This window comes from Yersinia sp. 2466 StPb PI (assembly GCF_041538325.1).
Lineage (GTDB): Bacteria > Pseudomonadota > Gammaproteobacteria > Enterobacterales > Enterobacteriaceae > Yersinia > Yersinia enterocolitica_E.
Genome location: NZ_JAULSL010000001.1, coordinates 3,083,681 through 3,103,424, shown reverse-complemented (window position 1 = coordinate 3,103,424; position 19,744 = coordinate 3,083,681). Strand labels below are relative to the sequence as shown.

Sequence of the window (19,744 nt, the reverse complement as noted above, 5' to 3'; positions counted from 1 at the left end):
TTAAGCTAATACTTTCTAGCAAAACATGGAAGCTTACTTAGCACGGCAGGGTTGCTAGCTCACCCCGATACAGTTATGGATGGCAGATTATCTGAATATTAAGACAACGTTATGACTCTGGTTTTCGATGTTGCCGGGCAGGTGATACGGCATTGTTATCAGTAATGAAAGAAATAACATAGAACGGATTGATATTGGTGAGTTACTCAGTTTCGGTGTTAATTGTTTATATCGTTTGGATATAGATTGTTAAGTATCTAGTCGAGAACGCTCTTAAAACTGCTTTTTATCCTTAAATGACAGGTTATTAACGCGGTTTGTCACTAAACGCCCGATGGCTAAAGAAAGAGTGTTGTCGTCTGTCTGCTTTCACCCCACAGCCCAGGAGCTGATTATGCTGATTATTCGTTTATATGGTTGTCCAGTTTTCATTGGTTCTGAGCAAAAAAAACAACCGACTGAAAATCCTGGAGTGAAACATGAGTCATCAAACACTAAGCAACCCATTATTTGTTAACCCAACCGCGGTTAACCCATTATCTGCCAACACATTACCACTATTGGATCTTTCCCTGCTTAATGGCAGTGAAACTGAACGTCAGGCATTCTTAGTCGATTTACGCCATGCCGCACGAGATATCGGATTCTTTTATCTCACCGGACATGGCATTGACCCCGCGTTATTACAACAAATCCAAACCTTATCCCGTGAATTTTTTGCCTTGCCTGATGAGGACAAACTGGCGGTGGCCATGGTGCGCTCGCCACATTTTCGTGGCTATAACCGTGCGGCCTCTGAGTTAACACGAGGCCAGCCGGACTGGCGCGAGCAGTTCGATATTGGCGCGGAAAGAGCCCCATTACCGCAAACGCCAGATACGCCAAGTTGGGCGCGGCTGCAAGGGCCAAACCAGTGGCCAGCGGCATTGCCGGAATTAAAACCAACAATACTGCAATGGCAGCGGGAAATGACCGGAATGGCACTGCGCTTGCTGCGGGCTTTCGCTCTGGCATTGGAACTGGATGAACATGCATTTGATGAGTTGTATGGCGATAAACCCAATGAACATATCAAGTTGATTCGCTATCCAGGGCGTGAAACCACACAAAGCGGTCAGGGGGTCGGTGCGCATAAAGACTCCGGTTTCCTCAGTTTCTTATTGCAAGACCAGCAACGCGGCTTGCAGGTGGAGGTGGAGGAAGGGCGCTGGATTGATGCCGCACCACGACCCGGCACCTTCGTGGTCAATATTGGAGAGCTGCTGGAGCTGGCCAGTAATGGTTATCTGCGCGCCACGGTGCACCGGGTGGAAACACCTCCTGCCGGTACAGACCGGTTATCTATCGCCTTCTTCCTGGGGGCGCGTCTGGATGCGGTGGTTCCGCTGTATCAACTGCCAGCGCCGCTGGTGGCGCAAGCGCGTGGGCCAGCCAGTGATCCTCATAACCCGCTGTTTCGTGATGTTGGGCTTAATTATCTCAAGGGCCGTTTGCGCTCTCACCCCGATGTTGCCGAGCGTTACTACCCTGCGCAATTGAAGCTGTAGGGGTTGGATAAGCTCATCGCGGATCGTCTGCTGGCAATCTACCTGGCGCACTGATTTTTGGGTCGCTTGAATTAAAAACTTTATTTTTGGGGTGATGATAATGACTAAAACACGTATTTCCGGCCTGATTAGTGCCACCTTACTAACTGCATGGGTGTCTTCTTTTAGTTTGTCAGCACAGGCAGCCGAAGCGCTGCGGGTAGCCGCCGATCCGGTTCCTCATGCAGAAATTCTGCAATTTGTGCAAAAACTCGATCCCTCTCTGAACCTGAAGGTCATCGAGATCCCCAATGGTGTGAACTCGAATGAGTTGCTGGCTCACGGTGATGTCGATGCCAACTACTTCCAGCATGTGCCTTATCTGCACTCCCAGGAGCAGGCGCTGGGGCAAAAATTTGCCGTGGCCGCAACGGTGCATATTGAGCCACTTGGCGTCTATTCCCACAAACATAAAACCTTTGCTGATGTCCCGCAAAATGGCACGGTAGCGGTGCCGAATAACGTGACTAATCTCAGCCGTGCGCTCTATTTACTGAAAGATCAGGGACTGATTACCTTGAAGCCGGGCTTTACCGATCCGGCTAAAAATCAGGCGACGCCGAAGGATATCGCGGACAATCCAAAACACCTGAAAATTTTAGAGATTGAATCACCGCAAATCCCTCGTTCATTGGATGATGTTGATTTAGCAGTGATTAATGGAAATTATGCGTTGGAGGCAGGGCTTAATCCGGCGAAAGATGCATTAGGACTGGAGAAAGCTGCCGGTAACCCTTATGCCAATATTCTGGTCACCACCCCCGCGCTGGCCAGTGATCCACGAATCAAACAATTGGCGAAAGATTTACAGTCACCCGAAGTGGCGAAGTTTATCACTGAGAAATACGCCGGTTCAGTTATCCCTGTGGCAGGCCTTAAATCATGATTAGCATCGAACGCCTGAGTAAAACCTATCCACAAGGAGGGCTGCCAATGGTGGCCCTGGAGGAGGTCTCGCTTGAGATCCCGACAGGCTCGGTGTTCGGTATTATTGGCCGTAGCGGGGCAGGTAAAAGTACCTTAATCCGTTGTCTAAACCTATTGGAACGGCCCACTTCGGGCCGTATTCAAGTGGATGGCCGGGAATTAACCACACTTTCTGACCGTGAATTGCGGCTGCAACGGCAAAATATCGGCATGATTTTTCAGAATTTCCATTTACTTCATTCACGTAATGTATGGGACAACATTGCTGTTGGTCTGGAAATTATTGGGATGCCCAAAGCGCAACGCCAGCAGCGCGTTGCGGAGTTATTGGATTTGGTTGGCTTGAGTGACAAGGCTTATGCTTTCCCCTCGCAGTTATCGGGCGGACAAAAACAGCGCGTGGGAATTGCCCGAGCGCTGGCCGCCAAACCGTCATATTTGTTATCTGATGAAGCGACTAGCGCGCTGGACCCTGAAACCACCGCATCGATCCTGGCATTGCTCAGTGATATCAATCGCCAACTTGGATTGACCATCGTGTTGATCACTCACGAATTGGAGGTGGTGAAATCCATCTGTGATAGCGCAGCACTGTTGGAGCGGGGGCGGGTGGTGGAAACCGGCGCTATTGCTGACTTATTGGCATCAACACATTCCCGTTTAGGGCGTTCATTGCTTCCCGCTCGGGGGCCGGCGTCGTTGTCTGGTGCGCCAGTGGCGGAGCTAACCTTTTTCGATACCTTATCGGCTTCCCCCGTGCTCAGTGAGTTGGCGCAGCAACATGCCGTGGGGGTAACCCTACTTGGCGGTGGGGTGGAATCGATAGGTGGCCAGCGGGTTGGGCGTTTGCAGGTTGATTTCAGCCACCCAGACGGCGGGTTGAGTTTAGCTGAGGTCTTACAATTTCTTAATGAGCGTGGCGTGAGGGCAGAACTGATATGAACAGCGGCGTGAGTTGGCAAGATCTGCTGGCACTGGTCACCAATGCCACCGGCGAAACCATCTATATGGTGGTAATTGCCACCTTTTTCACTGTATTGATTGGCTTACCACTGGGGGTGTTGTTATTTATTTCGCGCCCCAATGGGGTTTTGCCTGCGCCGCGCTTGAATACATTGGTCGGTGCCATTGTTAATCTGGGGCGCTCAATGCCCTTTGTGGTGTTACTGATTGCGTTGATTCCGATTACCCGTTGGATTATCGGCACCACGTTAGGCAGTACCGCGGCCATCGTGCCAATTACTCTGGGGGCCATCCCATTTTTTGCCCGAGTGGTCGAAGCGGCCTTGGATGAAGTGGATAAAGGGCGGATTGAGGCAATTTTATCGATGGGCGGCTCGGCACGCCATGTGATTCAAAAAGTTCTGTTGCCAGAGGCACTTCCCGCTTTATTGGCCGGTATTACCTTAACTGTCGTGATGCTGGTGGGATTCTCATCAATGGCGGGGGTTATTGGTGGCGGTGGATTAGGTGATTTGGCTATTCGTTATGGTTATCAACGTTTTAATAATGAAGTGATGGTAGCGACATTAATCATATTGGTCATTTTGGTTCAGGGCGTACAAAGCCTGGGCGATAGATGGGTCAGGTCGTTGGCTCACCGGCGCTAAAATTTATCACCACCTATATTTGATATAACAGCCGCGGTATTGATTGCTGTGGTTTCACTGCGTAATAATGGACGTTGCCGCTATCAACGCGGCAACGTCCTGTCAGCAGGAGATTAACCGTTTAGTGCTTGTGCCAAGTCCGCAATCAGATCCTCGGTATCCTCAATACCCACCGACAAACGTAGCAATTGTGGCGTAATACCGTGTTTCAGCCGGGTTTCTAAGGGGATGGAGGCATGAGTCATGCTATATGGCTGGCTGATTAAACTTTCCACCCCGCCCAAACTTTCGGCCAGGGTAAACAGATGTGAGCGTTTGATTACCGCGCGAGCGTATTCATCATCCCCTTTCAATCGCACAGAAATCATACCGCCGAAACCCGCCATTTGCAGTGATGCCAGCTCATGTTGTGGGTGGCTTTTCAGCCCTGGGTAATAGACATTTTCAACTTGTGGTTGCCCTTCGAGCCACTCGGCTATCTGCTGAGCGCTGTGATTATGTCGCGCCATGCGCAAAGCCAAGGTGCGCAGTCCGCGTAACGTCAGAAAGCTGCTGAAAGGATCTAAAATTCCGCCCACCGCATTGTGCAGAAAGCCTAACTGTTCTGCCAGTTCAGGGTTATTGCCCACCGCCGCGACGCCAGCGACCACATCAGAATGGCCATTAAGGTATTTGGTGGCGGAATGCACCACAATATCAAAGCCCAGTTCCAGCGGGCGCTGGATGTAAGGGGAGGCGAAGGTATTATCGGCCACACTGATAAGTTGATGCTTTTTGGCAATCGCCGCAATGGCCGCCAGGTCAGCCAGTTTCAGCAATGGATTGGTCGGTGTCTCCACCCAGATCATTTTGGTTTCTGGCAATATTGCTTGTTCTAATGCCTCGGTATCCGCAGGGGAGACATAGGTCACTCGCAAACCGGCCGTTCGGCTGCGAACTTTTTCCAGCAGGCGATAGGTTCCACCATATAAATCATCCACGGCAATGATATGGCTACCCTGATCCAGCAGTTCAAGCACAGTTGAACAGGCTGCCAGACCAGAGGCGAAGGCGTAACCTCGAGTGCCCCCTTCCAGTTCCGCAATCGCCTTTTCCAGCGCGGCACGCGTTGGGTTGCCGCTGCGCGAATATTCATAACCAGTATGCTCACCGGGAGCGGGTTGTGCGAAGGTGGATGTCGCGTAAATTGCGGGCATCACCGCACCGGTGCTATCGGGGGTATAACCGGCATGAACGGTTAAGGTATCGAACTTTGCCATAATAAAAATCCTTAATATGAGAAGATTAAGCCAGCTTTTGACGCCAGGTATTCAAAACATCAGTGCGGGTAATCAAGCCAAGGAAACGCTCTCCATCCAACACTACTGCTACATGGCCATCATTGAATGTCGCCAGTAGAGAGCGGTAATCGGCCTCTTTTTGTAATGTGTTCACTTGATGGGTCATAGCGGCACTGGCCGGTAATTTGAAATGGCTGGCATCTGCTTGTACGGTGTTCAGCAAGTCCCATTCGTCGATTAACCCGACCACTTTTTCGCCGTCTAATACGGGTAGTTGGGAGATGTCATATAGGCGCATTCGGGCGTGAGCCACGGCCAGCGTGTCCTGCGGTGAAACAGAAATTGTTGCGCCGTCCTCATGACGATAAGTGATGAAATCACGCAAATCGCCATACTGGGGCTTGCTCAGCAAACCTTGTTCCATGAGCCAGTAATCGTTGAACATTTTGGACAGGTACTTGTTGCCGCTGTCGCAAACGAAGGTGACCACTCGCTTTGGTGTGGTTTGCTCGCGGCAATAGCGTAATGCTGCGGCCAGTAGGGTGCCGGTAGATGAGCCTGCCAGTACCCCTTCTTCCCGCAATAGCGCGCGTGCGGTGCTGAAGGCTTCAGCATCATCGATGCGATAAGATTTTTTTACCTGAGAAAAGTTGCTCAGTGGCGGGATAAAATCCTCACCAATTCCTTCGACCAGCCAGCTACCCGCATCGCCAATCTGCGAGCTGTCGACGTAATCTGCCAAAATAGATCCCGCAGGATCGGCCAGTACGAACTCGGTGGCGGGTGAAACCTCGGCAAAGTATTGGCTCAGGCCGCTCAGGGTGCCGCTGGAGCCAACACCCACCACGATGGCATCGACCTGCCCATCCATCTGTTGCCACAGCTCAGGGCCGGTCGATGTCCGGTGCGCCGCGGGGTTTGCCGGGTTATTGAATTGATCGATATAGAAAGCCCCCGGTGTTTCCTGCGCCAGACGCAGAGCATAGTCCTGATAATAAGCCGGATGCCCTTTGCCCACATCCGAGCGGGTCAATAGCACTTGTGCGCCCAATGCTCGCAGGTGGAAAATTTTCTCCTGGCTCATTTTATCCGGTACCACTAATAGCAGTTTGTAACCTTTTAGCGCCGCCACCAATGCCAACCCAAGGCCGGTATTGCCAGCGGTGGCTTCAATGATGGTTCCGCCGGGTTGCAGCAACCCTTCTTTTTCAGCTTGCTCAATCATCGAGAGCGCGACACGGTCTTTAATCGACCCACCGGGATTTTGATTTTCCAGCTTGACGAACAGTTGGCATGGGCCGGTATCAAAGTGGGTCAGTTCCAGTAGCGGGGTGTGGCCGATAAGATCAAGTACCGAGCGTGGGATAGCCATTGCATACTCCAGCATTATTTGTTTAACAGCATAAATTGTTTAACAGCATGAATTTGGATAACAACTGATGGGCTGGATAATAGCGCTAGCGGCTTAAGCATTAAAAAGAACAAATAACCTGTCTATATTACCTTTTGTTATATATTTATGTTTTTTTAGACGTTTAGGTGCTTAGGTGTAAGGATGTTCAGACAGGAAGATGGTTAGCCGTATAGCCATCGATATTCACAAAAAACAGTCTCTTTACAAAACAAAACGTAAAACTACGCCCAATTGAGCCAGCAATGGGATAAATTTAGAAAAGGGACTGAAATATGACTAAGCTAATATTTCAGTCTAAGTGAAAAGACGTTATTTTTTCGCTAATTGGACAGTGGTTGGTTCTGGGAATACCACTTATTTCCAATTATTAGCAAGGATACTCTGGCGACCTCATGATGAAATTTATCCTCCCCTTTAAGATAAAGAAATTAACCTTCAGTGCTGGCTTATTGCTTTTGGTGCTGCCCGCCGCGCATGCGGCTGGAGACCCGGCTGCTCCGCCGGTAGATGCCAAAGCCTATGTGCTGATGGATTACAACAGTGGAAAGGTGTTGGTGGAAGGGAACAGTGACCAGCGCCTCGATCCGGCCAGTTTGACTAAGATTATGTCCAGTTATGTGATTGGACAGGCCATTAAAGCGGGGAAAGTGCACCCTGATGATTTAGTGACCGTGGGGAAAGATGCTTGGGCTACGGGTAATCCGGCATTACGTGGTTCCTCACTGATGTTTTTGAAACCGGGCGATCAGGTAAAATTGTCCGATTTGAATAAAGGTATTGTGATTCAGTCAGGCAATGATGCCAGTATTGCGTTGGCCGATTATGTGGCTGGTAGCCAAGACAGTTTTGTTGGCCTGATGAACAATTACGCCAAAGCCTTGGGTCTGGCGAATACTCACTTTATGACCGTCCATGGTCTTGATGCGCCAGGGCAGTACAGCACTGCGCGGGATATGGCGGTATTAGGTCAGGCACTGATCCGCGACGTGCCGGAAGAGTATGCGCTGCACAAAGAGAAAGAATTCACTTTTAATAAGATTCGTCAGATTAACCGTAATCGTCTGCTATGGAGCACTAATCTCAATGTGGATGGCATGAAAACCGGTTTTACCTCCGGTGCGGGGCATAATCTGGTCGCGTCTGCAACCGAAGGGCCAATGCGTTTAATCTCTGTGGTGTTAGGTGCACCCAGTGATCGGGTTCGCTTTAGTGAAAGTGAAAAACTGTTGACCTGGGGCTTCCGTTTCTATGAAACCGTGGTGCCGATTAAAGCCACCAAACCTTTTGTGACGCAGAAAGTGTGGTTTGGTGATACCGGCGAGGCCGAGCTTGGGGTGGCAGAGGATGCCGCTATCACTATCCCGAAAGGGCAGATGAAGGATCTTAAAGCCAGTTATAAGTTGGATCAAACGGAGCTGCGTGCGCCGCTGGCCAAAAATCAAGTGGTCGGAACCATCGATTTTCAGCTTAATGGCAAGACGATTGACCAACGCCCGCTGGTGGTATTAAACGAAGTAAAAGAGGGCGGTTTCTTTAGTCGCATCTGGGACTTCGTGATGATGAAACTCAGTCAATGGTTTGGTAGCGTATTTGGCTAGTTTAAAGAAGATGATTGATTAATAAGAAAAAGGGCTACTGAAAAGTAGCCCTTTTAGCATATTAGGTGACCTATCACTGATATAAATCAGTTACAGGCAACGATCTTGATTGCTAACCCCCCTCGGGAGGTTTCGCGGTATTTAGAATTCATATCTTTGCCGGTTTCATACATCGTTTCGATGACTTTATCCAGACAAACACTGGGTTCGCTAGTACGACGTAGCGCCATGCGCGCAGAGTTAACGGCTTGCACCGCAGAAATTGCATTACGCTCAATACACGGCACTTGAACTTGCCCTGCCACTGGGTCACAGGTCAGCCCTAGGTTATGCTCCATCGCGATTTCTGCTGCAATGCACACCTGAGCAGGGCTACCGCCCATCAACTCAGCCAAGCCTGCTGCGGCCATGGAACAGGCCACACCCACTTCGCCCTGACAACCCACTTCAGCGCCGGAAATAGACGCATTCATTTTATACAGCGCCCCAATCACACCAGAGACCAGGAAGTAGCGACTGTATGAGTTCTCATTTACCTGACGAATGAATTTGTCGTAGTAAGATAAAACTGCCGGAATAATGCCACACGCGCCGTTAGTCGGGGCAGTCACGACCCGCCCGCCCGCAGCGTTCTCTTCATTGACGGCTAATGCATACATATTAATCCAATCGACAACCATCATCGGATCCGAGTTATTTTTATCGGTACTAACCAGCATTCGGCGCAAAGCTGCGGCGCGACGTGGTACTTTCATTGGACCAGGCAATAACCCTTCAGTATTGATGCCGCGCTCAATACCGGCACGCATCACTGCCCAGATTGCGGCAAAGTGAGCACTTATTTCGGCTTTGCTGTGCAATGCCAGTTCATTTTGCATCACTAAACCGGACAGTGATAAACCGGTATCTTTACAGTGCTTTTGCAAGTCACGGGCAGACTTGAACGGATAAGGCACAGTAATCGCTTGGCTATCTTCCTGACCAAAGTGTGCTTCATCGACAATAAAACCACCGCCGATGGAGTAATACGTTTTACTGAAAATACAGTCATCACCCGCATGAGCGCTGATGGTCATACCATTTTCGTGCAATGGCAGGTTAGTGCTGTGGAAGTTCATCCCGCCATTGGCCGGGAAATCAACTTCGTGGCTGCCGTTTGCCAACAGCAGACGTTCCCGCAACTCTACATCGCGGATAAAACCAGAGATTGCATCAATATCAACGGTATCAGGCAGATTCCCCGCCAAACCCATAATAATCGCAATATCGGTATGATGGCCTTTACCGGTAAGAGACAAAGAGCCGTAAACATCAACAGTGATTCGGGTGACGGCAGAAAGATGCCCCAGTTCGATTAGGTCATCGGTAAACAGCTTGCCAGCCTTCATTGGGCCGACGGTATGAGAGCTGGATGGACCAATACCAATCTTGAAAATGTCAAAAACGCTGACCATATATCGCCCCTTAAAGGTTCTAATTATTAAAGTGATGACATTGCCGTGGTAGGAAGCCGGAGCGGACGCTCCGGTTTTTGAAACAATTTACAACATCAGACCATGATAACTGGCTGGCCGTGGACGTTGGCCAGCCTCAGAATCATTTACCGAACAGGCTGAACAAGATTGCAGAGATAGCAATCAGGCCCATGATAACCACGAATACGTTGCTGATATGGCCGCTGTACTTACGCATCGCTGGAACTTTATGGATTGCGTACATTGGCATCAGGAACAACAGCATCGCGATGATTGGGCCACCCAAGGTTTCAATCATACCCAAAATGCTTGGGTTCATGGTTGCGACGATCCAGGTTGTTACCAGCATGAACAGGGCAGTAATACGGTTCAGTTTGTCATGATTGATAGTTTTGCCTTTGCTACGCAGAGACTTAATCATCATGCCATTAAAGCCTTCACGTGCGCCCAGATAGTGACCCAGGAAAGACTTGGTGATAGCGATAAAGGCAATAACCGGCGCCATGTAGGCAATTATTGGAGTATTAAAGTGGTTAGCCAGGTAAGACAGAATAGAAATGTTCTGGCTTTTCGCATCCGCCAGATCCGCAGGAGACAGGCTCAGTACGCAACTGAAGACGAAGAACATAACGGTGACAACCATCATGATGTGAGCAAAAGCCAAAATGCGTGAACATTTTTTCTCTGCATCTACGCCGTACTCTTCACGTTTTGATACTGCAAACGCCGAGATGATAGGGGAGTGGTTGAATGAGAACACCATGACCGGAATAACCAGCCACATGGTCATCCACAGACCGCTACCAGTACCGTTGCCGTCCATTGATACATGTTCAAATATTGCACCGGTCCAGTTAGGGATCAGGTACACAGCCAACAACATCAATGCTGCAACAAATGGGAATACCAGAATACTCATTGCTTTTACAATGGCATGCTCACCAAAACGCACGATAGTCATCAGGCCCACGATCAGAATCAGGGACAAAATAGCACGCGGTGGTGATGGCAGATGCATCTGGTGGGTAATGAAGCTATCAACGGTGTTGGTGATTGCCACACTGTATACCAATAAAATCGGGTAGATAGCGAAGAAGTAAAGCAGGGTAATCAACTTACCTGCGCCGATACCAAAGTGCTCTTCAACCACTTCAGTAATGTCTTCACCTGGGTTTTTGCCTGACAGCACAAACCGGCAGAGACCACGGTGAGCAAAGAAGGTCATCGGGAAAGCAATGATGGCCATTACAATCAGCGGCAGAAGGCCGCCGATACCGGCATTGATAGGCAGGAACAATACGCCTGCACCGATTGCAGTACCGTACAGGCCCAACATCCACATGGTGTCACTTTTACGCCATGTGCTTGATGAAACTTTTCCCGGGGAGGCAATAGTGCCTGCTTGAGTAGTGTCCATAAAGATCTCCACTGTGAACACGTTAATTTAAAATTAAGAGCCGAAAGTTAGATACCCGCTATGCATTATCGAGTTGCATAATCAGGCGAAAAATTCAGTCAAAACGATTCGTTTAAAATTGGTGCCCTGGTTATTACTTTGGTGCCGTAATCGTGCTTTATACCTAAATTGTCAAGTGCAAAATTTAACCGATATTAAGAAGATGAATTCGCGGTATCGGATATTTTTGGTGTTCTTGGAAGAACAATAGTTTTTGCTGGCGGCAAGATAGCGATTTGCAGTGAAAACTACCGTGATCATGCTCCCAAATGCTTAATAAACTCGCCGCCGATCATTTGTTACGAATTTAAAACTGATTGTTATGTAAATGTTTATGATTTATCACTAGAAATAATGAAAAGTATACTTTCCCTTCTGGCCGATAAATAAACAGACTATTCTTTATTCCTTGCTTCTTGGCGTGCAATATATTTTAACCACGCTTATGGATCTAGCGGAAATCGATTTTTTCACTGATTTATTGATGAATATCATTAGTTTAAAACAACAAGAATAATTTAACTTGTTGATTTTTAATATTATTAAATAAATCACCATGTGATGGTGGTTTATGGAATTGATGATAAATTCAACAGGAAAATAAGAGGAAAAAAGACAATAGGCATAGTGAGGGGGAATAAGTCAGCGCATGATTATTAGTATCGAGCCCTATATTTGTCATATAAATTTTTTCTGTCACTAATTTGTCTGACAATAAACTAACGTTATTCTTTTATTTAAATGCGTTAAATGAACACTAAATGTTAAATTAATTTACCTTAAATCTTTATACTGTTGCATGTTCATTTAATAATGGAATTGTGTTTTAGAAATTTGATAGGCAAAGAGTGATTTAACCACAAATATAATATGGTTATTTAATGTTGTGCTATTCTGCTTAAATATAATCCAATTTTTACTTGATATATGCGGATAGGTTTATCGACCCGGTATTTACCGGGTTAAGATTTTTGCTATGTAATCAAGTCTAACAGTCGATTTTGATGCCATGTTGTAAAAAGAACTGGCTGAACTCGGCATCAGGCTGGCGGTCGGTGACTAACGCATCAAACAGGGTCAATGCTCCAATGCTGGCAGGTTTTATTTTACCGAACTTACTGTGGTCGGCCACCAGGATTTTCTGTTGTGATTTGGCCATAGCTCGGTGCTTTAACAGAATTTCATCGAAGTTGAAACAGGTGGCGCCATACTCAATTGAAACGCCGGCTGCGGAGATAAAAGCTTTGTTTGGGCAGGCATTGTCCAGCTCATTGTGCTGACTGATCGGTGTGAAAATATAGTTATTGGGTTTGAATTCACCACCGCACAGAATCACTTTACAGTTGGGTTTGTCTTGTAAGGAAAGAAAGGTGTTAAGGGAGTAACAAATGGCAGTAAATACCAGTTCTTCGTCTATCTCGTCGATAATAGAGGGAATTGTAGTGCCGCAGTCAAAAAAAACCGTATCATTTTCGGCGATCAACCTTGCTGCCAACTGACCAATACGGCGTTTTTCTTCCACCTGTTTGGCTTGCTGGTCAGAAACAAAATAGTTATTGGCGTTATTGCTTTTAGGGTCCATCACCACATAACCACCCAACAAAATCACGGCGGTCGGCTCGGCGCTAAGATCACGGCGAATAGTCATTTCAGAGACTCGCAGCAAATTGGCCGCGTCTTTGAGGTGGATTTTGTCGGAACGCTTTAGGGCCTGAGTAAGTTTATTGATTCGTTCTGCACGGCGGGTTTCCATAAGCTATTCCTGACAAACAATTATTAATACCATACGTTGCACTATAGTTTCTTATAATACAACGTATTGCAATAAATAAGCCCGGCAGTAGCCGGGCTGACAATCGATTCGAATCTAAACAATCGATTAATAGACTTACAATGAGTTAGTAGCTTGATGCCACGGCCTGTTGGCCCGAAACAATGGTTACACCAGAGCTGGTACCAATGCGTGTCGCCCCTGCGTTGATCATGATTTCTGCTGTCTTTTGATCACGAACTGCACCAGAGGCTTTAACGCCTATTACCGGACCAACCGTAGCACGCATCAATTTAACATGTTCTTCTTTGGCACCACCGGTGCTGAAGCCTGTTGAGGTTTTCACAAAAGCTACGTCAAGCTCACGACACATTTCACAAACTTGTACGATTTGAGCATCACTTAGCAGGCAGGTTTCTAATATTACCTTCAACGGTGTAGTGGCGCAAATATCACGTACAGCCTTAATATCGGCTTTAACTTCGGCAATTTTGCCACTTTTTAGCCAGCCAACATTGATAACCATATCAATCTCTTGCGCCCCAGCGTTGATTGCTGCCTGAGCTTCAAAGGCTTTTGCTTCAGTCAGACCCGCACCCAGTGGAAAACCAATGACTGAGCACACCTTAACCGTACTACCGGCTAACTGTTGGGCGGCGACTGGCACGTATCCAGAATTAACACATACGGCATAGAAATGATGCTGTTTAGCTTCTTCACACAGCTTGATAATTTGGGTTTCCGTGGCATCCATTGCCAATAGAGTATGGTCAATGTAATTAGCATAATTGATCGTCATGATTTTTATCCTTTTGTTCATCTGTAAGTTATCAATGCTGTTATAATAGTAACATTATCAGAGGAAAACAAAGGTAATTCTCACATATTTAACTGTTTTACATTTTATTTTGTTATTTTAATTACATTTTAGCGGCTTAAATGCACCGGTAATCAATAGGTGACTTTCTTTTGTAAATTGATTTTAAAGGATTATTTTATAATGTGACTGGCGGCGGTGGATATTGCCGATCTTTTAGATCCATCGGCAATGTGAGATTTATAACCTAGCGTGACTAGCTTCTGACCCATCCTCTACTGATAGGCAGAGCAAAACTAATACGATAAAGGCGAGTCATACCACTTGCGATAGCGTCACCGAATAAATTCCATACTAACTGTGCGAATAGGCAACCAATAATCCCTAATAAGAAGGCACCCACCATATCTAATGGCCAATGAACACCCAGGTAAATACGTGACCATGCAATGGCGGCCGCGACGACCATCATGCTGACTGCGGACCAGAGTTTGTGCCAAAAAACAAAGGCTAAGGCAAAGGTGAAAATAGCAGTGCCGTGATCACTTGGGAAAGAACTGTCGGGTGCATGGCTCATAAAGTTATAGCCAAAACCGACAACAAAAGGGCGATCGTGTGGGATAAGCATCCCGATACAAGCCGCTGAAAGCATAGAGAAAGCAAGAGCGATTGCTGCCTTGGTTACCACTGCTCGCTGCAAGTTAATGCTATCTTTTGGCCCCCATAGCCACAGTGCCACCAGTAACATGGGGATAATCATGATCAGGTCACGTGCGATGAAGGTCGCAAAAGAAATCATCCATGGCGGTGATGCCGGGGTCGCATTTATCATGGAAAAGAAAAAATAGTTCATTTGTTCCATTATTCAGTACCTTTATCGCGGCGGTAAAAACCGCTAATCATCCAAAACAGAGCCAACTGGCTCAGCCATACCCACCAACCCGCCCACAGGTTATGAGTAAGAAAATGTGCCCCGCGCATAATTTGACCAAACCCCATCAACATGCCAAGACCAATACCGAGCAACCAACACAGCGAAGCCAACCGAGGCCGCTCGGGGTAGAACAGGAAGAACAGTGCCATCACGGCAAAACCGCTGGATGCATGGCCACCGGGAAAACAGTGGCCGGGACCTGCACCTACAGGAGCGGTACCCATCAGCGCATAACTGATAGCTTTGCCACCGTACTCCACCAGATCCCAAGGGCAGGAGTGGGCGCTGACGGCCTTTAGCATCCCAACTACCAATGGACCGATGCCAAACAACAACATGGTCGTCACCAAGCGCCCATTACGGCGATAAATCCCCCATAACAATGCCACCACGGCAGTACTGATAATGGTTATTTTCAATAATCGGTGGTTGAGTAAATCCAGCCAGTAATTGTTTTCCCATGGAAAATTTTGCCCGACGGGATCAAACCAGTAATTACTGATAAACCAATCTAGTTGCTCGTTGTTCGACAGCCACAGAAAGAGCAATCCACAGATCACTAACCCAAAAACCTGCCAAAAATAGAAGGATAACGGCAACGAGTAAAGGGAGTTTGTCTTAATTATCTGTGCTGTTGAGGCATTATTTAATGTCACTGGAGTGACATCGGCTTGAGAGGTGGGTTTACTGGTCTTCACGAAGTAACCTGAAGCGGAAATAGGGAATACTAATACTGTAATAATATTGTCTTAAGAAAGCCTTAAGGGGCAGATGGCGCGATATGGACGAGAGTAGAAATAGGCAGAACTCAAATTTCAGGCAAGAAAAAACCCGATTAGTCTTGAACCTAAGAAGGCGGGACTATCGGGCTCCTCAATATGGGGACATCAAAGAAAAGCAGTGGCATTAAATCAGACCCCAGTCCAGTAAGAAAGTTCTGGGGAAATAAAAAAAGTATAAAATAATGTTTAGCTTTTTCCGCAACGGCCTTTTTAGTGTACTAGCCTAATATCCCCGGCCAGATAATAACGATCAACGAACCTGCCAATGTTAATAGTACGTTGGCGATGGCATAAGTCCCTGCGTATCCTAGTGCCGGGATGTTACTGCGGGCAGTATCGCTGATGATGTCCATGGCCGGTGCGCAAGTGCGAGCACCCATAATGGCACCAAAAAGCAGAGCACGGTTCATGCGTAATACATAAGCGCCAAAGAGAAAGCAGATGACGACTGGGACCAGACTCACGATTAGGCCAGAGATAAGCATCTGTCCACCGACCGCGCCCAAGCTGCTATTAATACCGCCACCTGCACTTAATCCGACGCCAGCCATAAAGACCATTAACCCGAACTCTTTCACCATATTCAACGCACCTTGCGGGATATAGCCAAAAGTAGGGTGGTTAGCACGTAAAAATCCGAGCATGATGCCAGCCATTAATAGGCCGGCAGCATTACCAATGCCGAAACTGAAATTACTGAATTGGAAGGTAATTAAACCAATCATCAATCCGAGAATAAAGAAGGCACAGAAAGCCAGCAGGTCGGTGACCTGACTGTGAATAGAGATAAAGCCAATTTTTTCTGCCACGCTTTTAACGCGCCGTGCATCACCGCTGACTTGCAGTACGTCGCCTTTATTCAATACTACGTTGTCATCAATCGGCATTTCAATTTGGCTGCGGATCACCCGGTTTAGGAAACAGCCGTGGTCAGTCAATTTTAAGTGGCTGAGTCGCTTTCCAACAGCATTGCTATTTTTAACCACAATTTCTTCGGTAACAATGCGCATGTCCAGCAGGTCACGGTCGAAAACTTCTTTACCGTTACGAAAACTGGGATCAAGACGGGAGTGAGCGTCAGGGTAACCGACCAGTGAAATCTCGTCTCCCACTTGCAGCACCGCATCACCATCTGGGTTGGCTAAAATACCATTGCGGCGAATACGCTCAATATAACAACCCGTCTGGCGGTAAATACCTAATTCACGTAGATTTTTACCATCTGCCCATGCCACCAGTTCCGGGCCAACCCGGTAAGCGCGAATGACAGGCAAATAGACCTTACGCTGGCTATCGGTATCCAGACCGCGCTCCCGAGCAATCTGCTGAGCACTGGTCGGTAAGTCCTGGTGTTGGAGTTTGGGCAAATAACGTGCGCCCAAAATCAGGCTCACCAGCCCGATAAGATAGGTTAGGGCGTACCCGAGGCTCAGATTATCCTGCGCGTGTTGCAACGCCGGGTTATTGGCGATGGTATGGCGCAACGTATCACCTGCACCGACCAAAACCGGTGTGGAGGTCATGGAGCCTGCCAGCATCCCGGCAGTAAGGCCAATATCCCAGCCAAATAATTTACCCAGCCCCAACGCCAGAATCATTGCGCTACTTACCATGACCAGAGCGAGCATCAGGTAGTTTTTACCGTCGCGGAAAAATATAGAGAAAAAGTTTGGACCGGCTTCAACACCGACACAAAAAATAAATAGCATAAAGCCCAGATTCAGCGCTTCAGTATTGATGGTAAAGTGCTGTTGCCCAAGCAACAGTGATACCACCAACACACCAATAGCATTACCTAATTGAATAGGGCCGAGTCGCAGTTTACCCAGGCACAACCCCAAGGCTAAAACTACGAATAACAGCAAGATGTAATTGCCGTTTAACAGATTTGCGACGTTTATATTCACGAGTATGACTTTCTATTTAGCTCGAATGACCACGATGTATACGCTCTTGGTTTAAAGGTAGAAGGGGCATTTCTTTAAACTCAGAATATTTATCGCTAAACAGCACATAAAGGCAGGCGATAGTGGGAGTTATTCTAATCTGTCTGCTGCGAGACAGCCAGTAATAAGCAGGAAGTTTGGTCTCGCTAGAAGGATATGCTTTGTTACCAATTATAGATGGGCTTATATGTTGTTTGTAGGTCGCTTCGTCTGGTTTCCTGAGGCGGTTTTTACTGTGTGGTACTAGAGTCCCAGCAATAAAAAAAGGGCGCTAAGCACCCTTTTTCGAATAAAACCAAATAATATTGGCGAGGAAACGCTCTGTGCGGCTGACCAGATTACTGGAATAGGCTCAGATTTTCTTTAGCGTATGCTTCAAAATCTGTGCAACCGCCAATGTGTTTCTCATCAATGAAGATTTGCGGTACGGTTTCTACCGGTTTGCCGACGGTTTTTTCCAAATCAGCTTTGGTGATACCTTCCGCATGAATATCGATGTAACGGAATTTAAAATCGTCGCGTTCAGTTTCCAGTTTTTCTGCCAGTTCTTTAGCACGGACACAATAAGGACATCCAGGACGCCCGAAAATCACAGCAAACATGTAAAACTCCTTAATTAAATTGAGCTATCCCCGCCATTTCTCAAACAGGGGTAATCACTTCGCCAACAGCTCTTTCTATCTTCAACTGTTAAATGACTTCTAGCGCATTACTCACTCTTACTGCGGTCTACTATGCCCTTTGACGCGGTGAAAAAAAAGCAGGATTTGCCTGTTAGTTTGATTAATCGTACCTATTTGCTTATCGGTACTGTTACAAGTTGTGGGGATTCAATACACTGTATAAACGCTTATGCAGAGCCTATCGGAGGTAAAGATGCGCTCGTTAGGAGATATGCCCCGCATTGTGATTATTTCAGAAGTGCTGGGGATGCTGTTACTGGTTGTTGCCTACCTAAGTATTAATGGCTACTTGTCATTATCTGGTTCAATGGGAACACCAGCTGTCGCCATTATTATGATTTTTGTCGGGATTGGCCTGATGCTCCCTGCCGCTGCGTGTATTGTTTGGCGCGTAGCGAGTGGTTTTGGCCCACTATTAGGTAGCGCCGATAGAATATCAAGGCCGCCATCCAACAAAGAATCAGAGGCAGAGCAGAGCAAAAAGGATAATAAACCCGATCAGGATAATGACTGAGTCTTTATAAGGGCATTAAATTTGTCGGTATTGATCATAGCACTGTCGGTTAATATTCCGTAAGCTATGCCACTTTTCGTCTTATGAGAATCGTGAGGTAGGTAGTTATGGATTCACTCATCGTCCCGGATTTAGCCTTATTACGGCGTTGGCTGGATCAACTCGGTATCTCATTTTTTGAGTGCGACTCCTGTCAGGCGCTGCATTTGCCGCATATGCAGAACTTTGAGGGCGTGTTTGATGCCAAAGTTGATTTGGTTGATAACATCATCTTGTTCTCGGCGCTGGCTGAAGTCAGGCCGACGGCCCTTATCCCGTTAGTCGCGGATCTGAGTCAAATAAATGCCAGCTCGCTGACGGTTAAAGCCTTTATCGATATTCAGGATGATAATTTGCCGAAATTGATTGTCTGCCAGTCACTGACGGTAGAAGTGGGTGTCACATTTGCTCAATTTGGCTATTTTATGCAGCAGTGTGAAGAGCAGATTTCGATGATCATTCTGGAAGCGCGTGCCAATGATTTACTGTTTATTGGCAACAGTGACGACGATGAATCGCTACAGACGGCGACGGCTTATCCGGTTATCCACTAATATCCCTTCATTAAATGTGCCGCTGATAGCGGTGGCACACTGTTATTTCCCCTGTAAACCATAAGATATTCTGCTTTTTACCCTACTTTGCCAGATATTTATCGCCGTTTATGCCATTAGTGGCGCATTACATAGATAGAATGTGCATAAAAAATCGATAAAAGGCGTTTTTTACCCTAGAGTATGGTACGGATTGCCAAGTGCGGTTATGCTGCTGTTTCTGCAAAGGGCATAATATTCCTCCGCCTAAACAGTGATTATTCTTACTAGGTGAATAATCACTCACCGTGCATAGTCATGCATCTGGTGCAGGTGGCAATAGCACTCGGCAGGGCAAAGGTGTTGTATCCTAGCGGAT

Annotated in this window: 17 protein-coding genes; 7 read left to right on the top strand and 10 right to left on the bottom strand. The window is 47.2% G+C overall.

All coding sequences use genetic code 11. From position 1 onward, the window contains the following. The first annotated feature begins 479 nt into the window (after positions 1-479). The 4 genes from Q2T72_RS14035 to Q2T72_RS14020 all read left to right on the top strand — a co-directional run bounded on the left by Q2T72_RS14035 (position 480) and on the right by Q2T72_RS14020 (position 4,123). Positions 480-1,547, top strand: a complete 1,068-nt coding sequence (locus tag Q2T72_RS14035) for an isopenicillin N synthase family dioxygenase (protein ID WP_372569338.1) — start codon at positions 480-482, stop codon at positions 1,545-1,547. Positions 1,548-1,647: 100 nt separating this feature from the next. Next, a complete protein-coding gene (locus Q2T72_RS14030; protein WP_083158386.1) occupies positions 1,648-2,472 on the top strand; it encodes a MetQ/NlpA family ABC transporter substrate-binding protein in 825 nt (274 codons plus the stop codon). After that, positions 2,469-3,455 (top strand): methionine ABC transporter ATP-binding protein, encoded by a 987-nt coding sequence (locus Q2T72_RS14025; RefSeq protein WP_372569337.1) that lies wholly within the window; start codon positions 2,469-2,471, stop codon positions 3,453-3,455. Before Q2T72_RS14030 ends, Q2T72_RS14025 begins: the two co-directional genes overlap by 4 nt. Then, a complete protein-coding gene (locus Q2T72_RS14020; RefSeq protein WP_372569336.1) occupies positions 3,452-4,123 on the top strand; it encodes a methionine ABC transporter permease in 672 nt (223 codons plus the stop codon). The genes Q2T72_RS14025 and Q2T72_RS14020 overlap by 4 nt, the downstream gene beginning before the upstream one ends. 113 nt (positions 4,124-4,236) lie before the next feature. Here the strand turns inward: Q2T72_RS14020 and Q2T72_RS14015 are convergent, their stop codons facing one another. Together Q2T72_RS14015 and Q2T72_RS14010 are read right to left on the bottom strand one after the other, a co-directional pair. Continuing rightward, complete coding sequence (locus Q2T72_RS14015; protein WP_372569335.1) at positions 4,237-5,382, bottom strand: PLP-dependent aspartate aminotransferase family protein; 1,146 nt, start codon at positions 5,380-5,382, stop codon at positions 4,237-4,239. 25 nt (positions 5,383-5,407) lie between these two features. Next, positions 5,408-6,775 (bottom strand): cystathionine beta-synthase, encoded by a 1,368-nt coding sequence (locus Q2T72_RS14010; protein WP_083158390.1) that lies wholly within the window; start codon positions 6,773-6,775, stop codon positions 5,408-5,410. Positions 6,776-7,209: 434 nt separating this feature from the next. Here Q2T72_RS14010 and Q2T72_RS14005 point away from each other — a divergent pair, with 434 nt between their 5' ends. After that, complete coding sequence (locus Q2T72_RS14005) at positions 7,210-8,415, top strand: serine hydrolase (protein WP_083158391.1); 1,206 nt, start codon at positions 7,210-7,212, stop codon at positions 8,413-8,415. Positions 8,416-8,501: 86 nt separating this feature from the next. Here Q2T72_RS14005 and Q2T72_RS14000 read toward each other — a convergent pair whose 3' ends face one another. The 8 genes from Q2T72_RS14000 to Q2T72_RS13965 form a co-directional block, all read right to left on the bottom strand. After that, positions 8,502-9,869 carry an L-serine ammonia-lyase gene (locus Q2T72_RS14000; protein WP_083158392.1) on the bottom strand — a complete coding sequence of 456 codons (1,368 nt, stop codon included), beginning with the start codon at positions 9,867-9,869 and terminating at the stop codon, positions 8,502-8,504. A gap of 142 nt (positions 9,870-10,011) precedes the next feature. Next, a complete protein-coding gene (locus Q2T72_RS13995; RefSeq protein WP_083158393.1) occupies positions 10,012-11,307 on the bottom strand; it encodes an HAAAP family serine/threonine permease in 1,296 nt (431 codons plus the stop codon). 1,027 nt (positions 11,308-12,334) lie between these two features. After that, positions 12,335-13,099 carry a DNA-binding transcriptional repressor DeoR gene (gene deoR / locus Q2T72_RS13990; protein WP_083158394.1) on the bottom strand — a complete coding sequence of 255 codons (765 nt, stop codon included), beginning with the start codon at positions 13,097-13,099 and terminating at the stop codon, positions 12,335-12,337. Between the two features lie 145 nt (positions 13,100-13,244). After that, a complete protein-coding gene (gene deoC, locus Q2T72_RS13985; RefSeq protein WP_372569334.1) occupies positions 13,245-13,916 on the bottom strand; it encodes a deoxyribose-phosphate aldolase in 672 nt (223 codons plus the stop codon). A 274-nt stretch (positions 13,917-14,190) separates the two neighbouring features. Beyond that, entirely contained in the window at positions 14,191-14,796 is a 606-nt protein-coding gene (gene ybjG / locus Q2T72_RS13980) for an undecaprenyl-diphosphate phosphatase (RefSeq protein WP_372569333.1), read from the bottom strand. Then, positions 14,796-15,467 (bottom strand): phosphatase PAP2 family protein, encoded by a 672-nt coding sequence (locus tag Q2T72_RS13975; RefSeq protein ID WP_372569898.1) that lies wholly within the window; start codon positions 15,465-15,467, stop codon positions 14,796-14,798. The genes ybjG and Q2T72_RS13975 overlap by 1 nt, the downstream gene beginning before the upstream one ends. Positions 15,468-15,868: 401 nt before the next feature. Then, a complete protein-coding gene (locus Q2T72_RS13970; RefSeq protein WP_372559363.1) occupies positions 15,869-17,557 on the bottom strand; it encodes an aspartate:alanine antiporter in 1,689 nt (562 codons plus the stop codon). Positions 17,558-17,934: 377 nt separating this feature from the next. Beyond that, a complete protein-coding gene (locus Q2T72_RS13965) occupies positions 17,935-18,198 on the bottom strand; it encodes a GrxA family glutaredoxin (RefSeq protein ID WP_004873700.1) in 264 nt (87 codons plus the stop codon). A gap of 274 nt (positions 18,199-18,472) precedes the next feature. On the opposite strand from Q2T72_RS13965, the gene Q2T72_RS13960 reads away from it, so the two are divergent. Together Q2T72_RS13960 and Q2T72_RS13955 are read left to right on the top strand one after the other, a co-directional pair. Beyond that, on the top strand, positions 18,473-18,793 hold the full coding sequence (locus Q2T72_RS13960; RefSeq protein ID WP_083158398.1) for a YbjC family protein: 321 nt from the start codon (positions 18,473-18,475) through the stop codon (positions 18,791-18,793). A gap of 107 nt (positions 18,794-18,900) precedes the next feature. Further along, positions 18,901-19,386, top strand: a complete 486-nt coding sequence (locus Q2T72_RS13955) for a YbjN domain-containing protein (RefSeq protein ID WP_083158399.1) — start codon at positions 18,901-18,903, stop codon at positions 19,384-19,386. The last annotated feature ends 358 nt before the right edge of the window (positions 19,387-19,744 follow it).